The organism is Rhodococcus sp. IEGM 1351 (assembly GCF_030056875.1).
GTDB lineage: Bacteria > Actinomycetota > Actinomycetes > Mycobacteriales > Mycobacteriaceae > Rhodococcus_F > Rhodococcus_F opacus.
The window spans coordinates 99,492-108,347 of the sequence record NZ_JASHKU010000026.1 but is presented as its reverse complement, the minus strand read 5'-3'; the positions used below and the strand labels follow the sequence as shown (position 1 = coordinate 108,347).

The 8,856-nt window shown below is 68.4% G+C and carries 9 protein-coding genes and 1 pseudogene; 4 read left to right on the top strand and 6 right to left on the bottom strand.

Annotated elements, in window-relative coordinates; all coding sequences use genetic code 11:
- Both QM806_RS33560 and QM806_RS33555 read left to right on the top strand, forming a co-directional pair.
- Window positions 1–164, top strand: a pseudogene (locus QM806_RS33560) (alanine dehydrogenase); the annotation flags it as partial.
- A 57-nt stretch (window positions 165–221) separates the two neighbouring features.
- Complete coding sequence (locus QM806_RS33555) at window positions 222–1,103, top strand: 5-oxoprolinase subunit C family protein (protein WP_133986008.1); 882 nt, start codon at window positions 222–224, stop codon at window positions 1,101–1,103.
- 4 nt (window positions 1,104–1,107) lie between these two features.
- On the opposite strand, the gene QM806_RS33550 is transcribed toward QM806_RS33555, so the two are convergent.
- From QM806_RS33550 to carD, 6 genes are all read right to left on the bottom strand, one after another.
- Window positions 1,108–2,304: a fatty acid desaturase family protein gene (locus QM806_RS33550; protein ID WP_005262238.1), complete on the bottom strand. Its 1,197-nt coding sequence runs from the start codon at window positions 2,302–2,304 to the stop codon at window positions 1,108–1,110.
- 172 nt (window positions 2,305–2,476) lie between these two features.
- Window positions 2,477–3,445 carry a 23S rRNA (guanosine(2251)-2'-O)-methyltransferase RlmB gene (gene rlmB, locus QM806_RS33545; protein ID WP_005262235.1) on the bottom strand — a complete coding sequence of 323 codons (969 nt, stop codon included), beginning with the start codon at window positions 3,443–3,445 and terminating at the stop codon, window positions 2,477–2,479.
- 2 nt (window positions 3,446–3,447) lie between these two features.
- Window positions 3,448–4,842, bottom strand: coding sequence for a cysteine--tRNA ligase (gene cysS / locus QM806_RS33540; RefSeq protein ID WP_005262233.1), 1,395 nt, complete (start codon window positions 4,840–4,842; stop codon window positions 3,448–3,450).
- A gap of 11 nt (window positions 4,843–4,853) precedes the next feature.
- Window positions 4,854–5,330 (bottom strand): 2-C-methyl-D-erythritol 2,4-cyclodiphosphate synthase, encoded by a 477-nt coding sequence (gene ispF, locus QM806_RS33535; RefSeq protein WP_005244898.1) that lies wholly within the window; start codon window positions 5,328–5,330, stop codon window positions 4,854–4,856.
- Window positions 5,330–6,010, bottom strand: coding sequence for a 2-C-methyl-D-erythritol 4-phosphate cytidylyltransferase (gene ispD, locus QM806_RS33530; protein WP_037206070.1), 681 nt, complete (start codon window positions 6,008–6,010; stop codon window positions 5,330–5,332). The genes ispF and ispD overlap by 1 nt, the downstream gene beginning before the upstream one ends.
- A gap of 18 nt (window positions 6,011–6,028) precedes the next feature.
- Complete coding sequence (gene carD, locus QM806_RS33525) at window positions 6,029–6,517, bottom strand: RNA polymerase-binding transcription factor CarD (RefSeq protein ID WP_005262216.1); 489 nt, start codon at window positions 6,515–6,517, stop codon at window positions 6,029–6,031.
- 263 nt (window positions 6,518–6,780) lie between these two features.
- Here carD and QM806_RS33520 point away from each other — a divergent pair, with 263 nt between their 5' ends.
- Together QM806_RS33520 and radA are read left to right on the top strand one after the other, a co-directional pair.
- Window positions 6,781–7,413, top strand: coding sequence for a copper chaperone PCu(A)C domain-containing protein (locus QM806_RS33520; protein ID WP_043794101.1), 633 nt, complete (start codon window positions 6,781–6,783; stop codon window positions 7,411–7,413).
- 46 nt (window positions 7,414–7,459) lie between these two features.
- On the top strand, window positions 7,460–8,842 hold the full coding sequence (radA, locus tag QM806_RS33515) for a DNA repair protein RadA (RefSeq protein ID WP_182623551.1): 1,383 nt from the start codon (window positions 7,460–7,462) through the stop codon (window positions 8,840–8,842).
- The last annotated feature ends 14 nt before the right edge of the window (window positions 8,843–8,856 follow it).

The window sequence follows — 8,856 nt, the reverse complement described above, 5'->3', positions numbered from 1 at the left end:
CCCTCACCAACGCCACCCTCCCCTACGTCGCCGCCCTCGCCGACAAGGGCTGGAAGGAGGCCACCGCGACCGTCCCCGGACTCGCCGAGGGCCTGTCCACCCACGACGGACAACTGCTGTCCGCCGAAGTCGCTGCCGCGCACAGCTACACCGCAGTCTCCTGAGCGATTGATCCGTCGAGAGCGTATCCAGCAGACCTGCGGTTGCGGGACAATCGAACGATGGCTTGGCTCGAGGTCGTGCGCACCGGACCCTTCACCACCGTGCAGGATCGGGGCCGACCCGGTTACGCGTCGATCGGGGTCGGCGAGTCGGGTGCCGCCGACCGCGACGCGCACGACAGCGCAAACCGGTTGGTGGGCAACCATTCCGGCGCAGCCACGTTGGAGGTCACGCTCGGTGGGCTCGCAGTACGTGCGGCCGGGACCGTCTCTGTCGCCGTCACGGGCGCCCGGAACCCCGTCACCGTCAATTCCGAACCCCGGCCCGCCTACACGATGCTGCACCTGAACACCGGCGACCTGCTGGAGATCGCGTTCGCATCGGAAGGACTCCGCAGCTATGTCGCGGTGCGCGGAGGTTTCGACGTGCCCGCGGTGATGGGGAGCAGGTCCACCGACACTCTGTCGGGGATCGGCCCCGATCCCGTCGCCGAGGGTGATCGGCTGCTGGTCGGTGCGGATGCCGGCGACTGGCCTGCGGACGAGATCATCCCCCCACCGGCCGCCCCCGAGGATCCGCTGATGATGCGCGTCCGGCTCGGACCGCGGGACGACTGGTTCACCCCCGCGTCCGTCGAAGCCCTTCTCCGCGAGACGTGGACGGTCAGCTCCGACACCAATCGTGTGGGGGCGCGACTCGCGGGTCCGGGACCGTTGCACCGCGCGGTGACGGAGGAGATGCCGAGCGAGGCCATGGTGGCGGGGGCGCTGCAGGTGCCGCCCAACGGTCAGCCCATCCTGTTCCTGGCCGATCATCCGGTGACCGGCGGCTATCCGGTGATCGCCGTGGTCGCCGAGGCCGATTTGCCGGTGGCTGCGCAGTTGCGGCCCGGGCACCGAGTCCGCTTCCACCGGATGGTGGCGCCGACCATTCCGCGGTGACGCCCTACCTCGCTGCCAGCGCTGTTCGGAGCCCGCGAAGCCGTCCGGTCACGGGATCGGCCCCGACCGCCGCCCGCCCACGGAACTTCACTTCCGAGGCCGTCTCCGGCGCGTCGTCCGACGTCGCCCGGAGGAATCGGTTGGGCAGCGCCAGTTTGTGAATGGTGCGCAGCGTCAGAAGGTATTGCCGCGCAAGCGAACCGGTGGTGTACGGCAGGTCGTACTTCTCGCACAGGCCGCGCACCGCGGTCGAGATCTCGGCGTACCGATTGCTGGGAATGTCAGGGAAGAGATGGTGCTCGATCTGATAGCACAGGTTGCCGCTCATGAAGGCCATGACGGCGCCGGCCCGGAAGTTCGCGGTGCCGAGCATCTGGCGGAGATACCACTCGGCCCGGCTTTCGTCCTCGAGTTCCGCAAGCGTGAACTTTTCGGCTCCGTCGGGGAAGTGCCCGCAGAAGATCACGACGTACGACCACACGTTCCGCAGCAGGTTGGCAACGAGATTCGCCTTCAACGTTCGTCGCCACCGCCGCCCGCTGAGAACGGGGAACAACACGTAGTCCTTGCCCATCTGCCGCGCGATCTTGCCGAGCAGATCTCGCACCGGTGGACGCAGACGCCGGCTCGCTTTGTCTTCGGCACTCGGCGGAAGCAGATCGTGGAGCGCGATGCCCCATTCGAACGACGCCGCGAGCAGAAGATTCTGAATCGGCTGTAGCAGGTGGATCGGACGCCATTCCTGATCACGAGTGACGCGCATGACGCCGAACCCGACGTCATCGTCCATCCCGAGCACGTTGGTGTACTTGTGGTGACGGAAGTTGTGCGCATACTTCCACTGCGACGACGGACCCACCTGATCCCACTCCCAGGTGCTCGAGTGGATCTCGGGATCGTTCATCCAGTCCCACTGCCCGTGCGAGACGTTGTGGCCGATCTCCATGTTCTCGACGCTCTTGGCCACACCCAGTGCCGTCGTCCCGAGGACCACGCCCGTGGACGACCGGCTGCCGTGGATCATCAGTCGGGCGAGTCCGTCGAGCACGCGCTGGAACGCGATGGTGCGGCGGATGTACGTCGCGTCCTTCGCCCCGAGGGACTCCGCGACGTCGCGGCGTAGTGCGTCGAGTTCGAATCCGAGCGCCTCGACGTCCTGCTGGGTGAGGTGCGCGTATTCCTTGATATCGGTGATTGCCATGACCGGCCTCCAACCTCGCGGTCACTGATGACCTCAGTGAACGCCGCTGGTAGCAGCCTGTCAACACTGTAGGTCTACGGTAGGTGCCGACAGTGTTGAAGCGGCACCCTCAGCCCGCTACCGACCGTGCGGGCTTGCCCGACGACGACCTGCTGTTCGCGGGTCGGGGAGCCTAGCCGCGGCGACGACGGGCGATGTCGGCGAGCACGACACCCGCGGCGACGGACGCGTTGAGCGATTCGACGGGGCCCGCCATCGGAATGCTGAGGATGGCGTCGCAGTTCTCGCGGACCAGGCGCGACAGTCCCTTGCCCTCCGAGCCGACCACGACCACCACGGGGCCGCTGCCGTCGAACTCGTCGAGGGTGGTATCGCCGCCCGCATCGAGACCAACCACCTGGACGCCCTTGGACGCCCAATCCTTCAGTGTGCGAGTGAGGTTGGTGGCGCGGGCGATCGGCAGGCGGGCTGCCGCGCCGGCGCTCGTCCGCCACGCGACCGCGGTGACCGACGCACTGCGGCGCTCCGGGATCACCACACCGTGACCACCGAACGCGGCCACCGAACGCACGACGGCACCGAGGTTGCGGGGATCGGTGATGTTGTCGAGGGCCACGAGCAGCGGCGCCTCCTGATGCTTGCGGGCTTCCGCGATCAGGTCGTCGGGGTGCGCGTAACGGTACGGGGGCACCTGCAACGCGATGCCCTGGTGCATGCCGTTGGCGCTGAGCCGGTCGAGATCGGTCCGGGGAACCTCGAGGATGGAGATGCCCGCGTCGGCAGCCCGCTGAACGGATTCCTTCAGGCGATCGTCGCTCTCGGTCCCGACCGCGACGTACAGCGCGGTCGCGGGGACGCCGGCGCGCAGGCACTCGACGACGGGGTTGCGGCCCAGCACGTTCTCGGGGCCGTCGAGCACCTTGCGTCCGGCGGTCTGACGACCGCGGCCGGGCTGCTTGTCGGCTTCCCTGGCCGCGCGGGCGGCGCGCTTGGCGGCGGGGTGCTTGGTGCGGGATTCCGCGGGCGGGGTGGCGCCGCGGCCTTCCAGTCCCTTGCGGCGCTGGCCACCGGAACCGGCGACCTGCCCCTTCTTGGTACCGGCCTTGCGGATGGCTCCGCGCCTACTCGAATTTCCAGCCATTACTACTGTCCTGCCTTGAGAGACCACTCGGGCCCGTTGGGGGTATCGGTGACCTCGATGCCCGCCCGGATGAGACGGTCACGCACCTCGTCGGCCACAGCCCAGTTCTTCTCGGCGCGGGCACTCTGCCTGCGCTCGAGTTCGGCCCGGACCAGAACGTCCAGGGCATCGGTTGCCGCGGACGCATCCGCGGTCTCCTGAGTCCAGTGCTCGTCCAGCGGGTCGACGCCGAGGATTCCGAGCATGGCCCGGACCTGCGACGCGATCTCGCGCGCACCCTCGAGATCTCCGCCGTCGAGGGCGATGTTGCCCTCGCGGACCTTGCCGTGCACCTCGGCGAGCGCGGCGGGGACGGCGAGGTCGTCGTCGAGCGCGCGAGCGAATGCCTCCGTCCACCGACCGACCGGCACCTCACCGGCACGCTCCTGCGTGCGCATGACGAACGACTCGATCCGGCGGAACGCCGCGGCCCCCTCGTCGAGCGCGGTGTCGGAGTACTCGAGCATCGACCGGTAGTGGGCACTGCCCAGGTAGTAGCGAAGCTCTTGCGGCCGAACCTTTTTCAACACGTTCGGCACCGAGAGAACGTTGCCGAGCGACTTCGACATCTTCTCGCCACCCATGGTGACCCAGCCGTTGTGCAGCCAGTACTGCGCGAAGTCGTCGCCGGAGCACTTGGCCTGCGCGATCTCGTTCTCGTGGTGCGGGAACACCAGGTCCAGGCCACCGCAGTGGATGTCGAACGCCGCCCCGAGATAGAACTCGGCCATCGCCGAGCACTCGAGGTGCCAGCCAGGCCGGCCCCGGCCCCACGGCGTCGGCCACGACGGCTCGCCCGGCTTCTCCGCCTTCCACAGCGTGAAGTCGCGGGGATCACGCTTGCATTCGCCGGCGCTCTCGCCCTGGTGCACGTCGTCGAGCTTGTGCCCGGACAGGCTGCCGTACCGGGGGTAGCTGCGGACGTCGAAGTAGACGTCCCCGCCCGCGGCGTACGCGTGGCCGTTGTCGATGAGGCGCTGCATCATCTCGACCATCTGCGTGATGTGACCGGTGGCTCGCGGCTCGACGGACGGCGGCAGCACACCCAGCTGCTGATAGGCCCACGTGAAGGACCGCTCGAACGTGGCGGCCCACTCCCACCACGGCCTGCCCGCCTCCGCGGCCTTGTTCAGGATCTTGTCTTCGATGTCCGTGACGTTGCGGACGAACGCCACGTCGTAGTCGTGGGCGAGCAGCCAGCGTCGCAGCACGTCGAATGCGACGCCGCTGCGTACGTGGCCGATATGGGGGTCGCCCTGCACCGTGGCGCCACACAGGTACACCGATGCGTGTCCAGGGGCCAGCGGAACGAAGTCACGCATGGCCCGCGTCTCGGTGTCGAATAGGCGCAGGGTCACGACCAGCGATCCTACCTGGCGCTTCGATCGGGAATGACCAACGCGGTGGCCATGGCGGCGATCCCCTCGCCGCGCCCGGTGAGGCCGAGCCCGTCCGTGGTGGTCGCGGACACCGAAACCGGCGCGCCCAAAATGTCGCTGAGCACCTTCTGCGCCTCGTTTCGGCGCGGGCCGATCTTCGGCCGGTTCCCGATTACCTGGACCGCGGCGTTGGCGACACCGAAGTCGTCTTCTTCGAGGAGGCGGCGTACCTCGGCGAGCATCGCGGCACCGCTCACCCCGGACCATTCGGGCCTGCCGGTTCCGAAGACGGAGCCGAGATCGCCGAGTCCGGCGGCGGAGAGGAGGGCGTCGCAGAGTGCGTGAACGGCCACGTCGCCGTCGGAATGGCCCGCGCAGCCGTTCTCGTCCTCGAAGAGCAGGCCGGCCATCCAGCACGGCCGTCCCTGCTCGATCGGGTGGACGTCCGTCCCGATTCCGACTCGCACTAGTGCGCTCCCTCTTCCACCAGCGCGCGGGCCAGCACGAGGTCCAGCGGCGTGGTGATCTTGAATGCTGTGGGTTCTCCGACGATGCTGCGGACCCGTTCCCCGAGGCGCTCCACCAGTCCGGCGTCGTCCGTGGCGATGCCGTCGGCGGCGTCGTAGGCGCGCCGGAGCAGTTCCGCGGTGAAACCCTGCGGCGTCTGCACGGCCCGCAGTTCGGACCGCTCGGGGGTGCCGGTGACCGCACCGAGAACGTCTACGGTCTTGATGGTGTCCGCCACCGGGAGGACTGGGATGACGGCGCTGCGGCCGCAGCGCAACTCCGCGACCACCCGCGCGATGAGCGACGGTGGTGTGAGCGCTCGGGCGGCGTCGTGCACTAGCACGTATTCGGCGTCGTCCGCGACGGCGAGTCCGGCGCGAACCGAATCGGTCCGCTCGCTTCCGCCGGCCACGACGGTGACTTCACCGGGGAGGAGGGTTCGCGTCGACTCGACGAGCTCCTCCGGAACGATCACGACGACGCGGTCGACAGCCCCCGACTGCAGGAGCCCGTCGACCGCGCGTGTAAGCATGGTCGTCCCACCCAGATCAACGAATGCCTTGGGCTTGTTCTCGCCCAAACGCACTCCCTGACCTGCGGCGGGAACCAGTGCGACTACAGGACCCTTTCCCTCGGCCACTGTGGGTATCGCGACTGTCTAGGACGCGGCCGCGAGGACCTCGTCGAGGATGGTCTCGGCCTTGTCGCTGTCGGTGCCTTCGGCCAGTGCGAGTTCGCCGACAAGAATCTGCCGCGCCTTCGCGAGCATGCGCTTCTCTCCTGCGGACAGGCCGCGATCCTGCTCACGACGCCACAGGTCCCGAACGACCTCGGCGACCTTGTTGACGTCACCTGACGCGAGCTTTTCGAGATTCGCCTTGTAACGGCGCGACCAGTTGGTGGGTTCTTCGGTGTGCGGTGCCCGCAGTACCTGGAAGACCTTGTCGAGACCTTCCTGGCCGACGACGTCGCGTACGCCCACGTACTCTGCGTTGTCTGCGGGAACCCGTACGGTGAGATCGCCCTGAGCAACCTTGAGAACGAGATATTCCTTCTGCTCACCCTTGATGGTGCGGGTTTCAATAGCTTCGATCAGCGCCGCACCGTGATGGGGGTATACGACGGTGTCTCCGACCTTAAAAATCATCTGTCCCGTGCCCCTTTCGATCATTCGAGTTTAACACGTGTCCGGAACCTGGTCTCATCAACGGTGCAGGTCAGGGGCATCATGGCCTGACCGTAGGGGTTGACAGGGTCCCCGATACGTGCATTCCGGACACCCCGATCGGGCGGTTCTCCAGCGCCGAAACCGCACGCAGACAACCATTGTGAGTACCCAGCGAGCAGGCCACGCGGACGAACTACTACTCTGCCTAGTTGAAGTGCGAACCTGACACCGGAGGACAACTCGTGACTGCTCTCGACAAGTCGACTCGCCGAGTCGCTACCGCCGTCGCTCTCGCTGCCGGCGCAGCACTCGTGCTGTCCGCCTGCAGCGCGGGCCAGATCACTCAGACGTCGAGTCAGGTCGCCGCGGTCAACGGCAACAGCGCGGACGTCGGGTCGATCGCCCTGCGCAACGTGCACGTGGTCTACCCCAACTCCGCCGAGTACAGCCTCGAGCCGGGCGGCACCGCCGTCCTCGCGTTCACCGCGATCAACAACAACGAGGACACCCCGGACAAGCTGACCCGGATCAGCACCGACTTCGCGCAGTCCGTCACCCTCGGCGACAAGGCGGGCGGCCTCGAGATCGCGCCGCAGACCGCGCTCGTCGCCGGACTTCCGGGCGAGGAAGCCGCTGAGGGCGCGGAGGCCGCGGGCCAGAAGGACGCCAGTGCCGACGCACCGGCCGACGTCGTCCTCGTCACCCTGGACGGCCTGAAGGAAGGCGTCCGCCCGGGCCTCACCTTCCCCGTCACGTTCGCGTTCGAGAAGGCCGGCGACGTCACCGTGTCCGTTCCCGTCGACGCGGGCCACGAGACCGAGCGCCACGTCTCCGACACGTCCCCCGGAGCCGAAGCCGAGGGCGGCGGACACTAGCAGCCGGACCGGGTCCGCTGTCGGACCCGATACCTAGGCTGGCCCGGTGGCCAAACTCAAAACCAGCTTCCGCTGCTCGTCGTGCCAGTGCACCGTTCCCAAATGGGTCGGCCGGTGCCCCGAGTGCGGTAGCTGGGGATCGATGGACGAGGCCCCGATCGTTGCGTCCGTCGCCAGCCGCCCCGGCGCCTCGCTCGCAAAAGCCGGGGCCGGAGCGGTACTTCCGTCCACCCCGGCCACTCCGATCACGCGGATCGACAGCACCTCCACCCGTGCCAAGCCCACGGGCATCGACGAACTGGACCGTGTCCTCGGCGGCGGGGTGGTGCCCGGTTCCGTCGTTCTCCTCGCCGGCGAACCCGGCGTCGGCAAGTCCACCCTCCTCCTCGAGGTGGTCCACCAGTGGGCCCGCCGCGGCCCGGACGACCGGTCCCTCTACGTCACCGGTGAGGAATCCGCCGGACAGGTGCGACTGCGGGCCGACCGCACCGGCGCCGTTCACGAGCGGGTCTATCTCGCCGCCGAATCCGACCTCGCGACCATCCTCGGCCACGTGGAGCAGGTGCGTCCCACCCTGCTGATCGTCGACTCCGTGCAGACCATGCTGGCCGCGGACGTCGACGGCGTGGTCGGCGGAGTCACCCAGGTGAAGGCCGTCACCAGCGCCCTCACCTCCCTCGCCAAGGCCAGCGGCGTGCCAGTGCTCCTCATCGGCCACGTCACCAAGGACGGCGCGGTCGCCGGACCGCGGTCGCTCGAGCATCTCGTCGACGTGGTGCTGCACTTCGAGGGCGACAAGCACTCCACGCTGCGGATGGTGCGCGGCGTCAAGAACCGTTTCGGCGCCGCCGACGAGGTCGGTTGCTTCGAACTGCGGGAAGACGGCATCGCCGGCATCAGCGACCCGTCCGGACTGTTCCTCCACCACCGCGCCGAGGCCGTTCCCGGAACCGCCGTCACCGTCATGATGGACGGCAAACGTCCCCTCCTCGGCGAGGTGCAGGCCCTCGTGGCCGCCACGTCCATGCCCGCCCCCCGGCGCGCCGTGAGCGGACTCGACAGCGCCCGCGTGGCCATGGTCCTGGCCGTGCTCGACCGCCGGTGCGGGGTGCCGATCGCGAAGAACGACGTCTACGCGGCCACCGTCGGCGGAATGCGGATGACCGAGCCCTCCGCCGATCTCGCGCTGGCCCTCGCCGTCGCGTCCGCGGTGAAGGACAAGCCCGTTCCGGACGGACTGGTGATCCTCGGCGAAGTGGGACTGGCCGGCGAGGTCCGCCGGGTACCCGGCGTCGGGCGCAGGCTCGCGGAGGCATTCCGCCTCGGATTCACCCGCGCCATCGTTCCCCTCGACTCCGGGGCGTCCCCGAAGGGCATGAAGGTCACCGAGGTCGGGAACCTGGGGGCAGCCATCGCGTCACTGCGGTGACGGTCGGATCGAAG

Coding starts and splice junctions, on each gene's coding strand:
- QM806_RS33555 (WP_133986008.1), top strand. CDS start 222: ATGGCTTGGCTCGAGGTCGTGCGCACCGGACCCTTCACCACCGTGCAG.
- rlmB (WP_005262235.1), bottom strand. CDS start 3,445: ATGGCTGGAAATTCGAGTAGGCGCGGAGCCATCCGCAAGGCCGGTACC.
- QM806_RS33550 (WP_005262238.1), bottom strand. CDS start 2,304: ATGGCAATCACCGATATCAAGGAATACGCGCACCTCACCCAGCAGGAC.
- carD (WP_005262216.1), bottom strand. CDS start 6,517: ATGATTTTTAAGGTCGGAGACACCGTCGTATACCCCCATCACGGTGCG.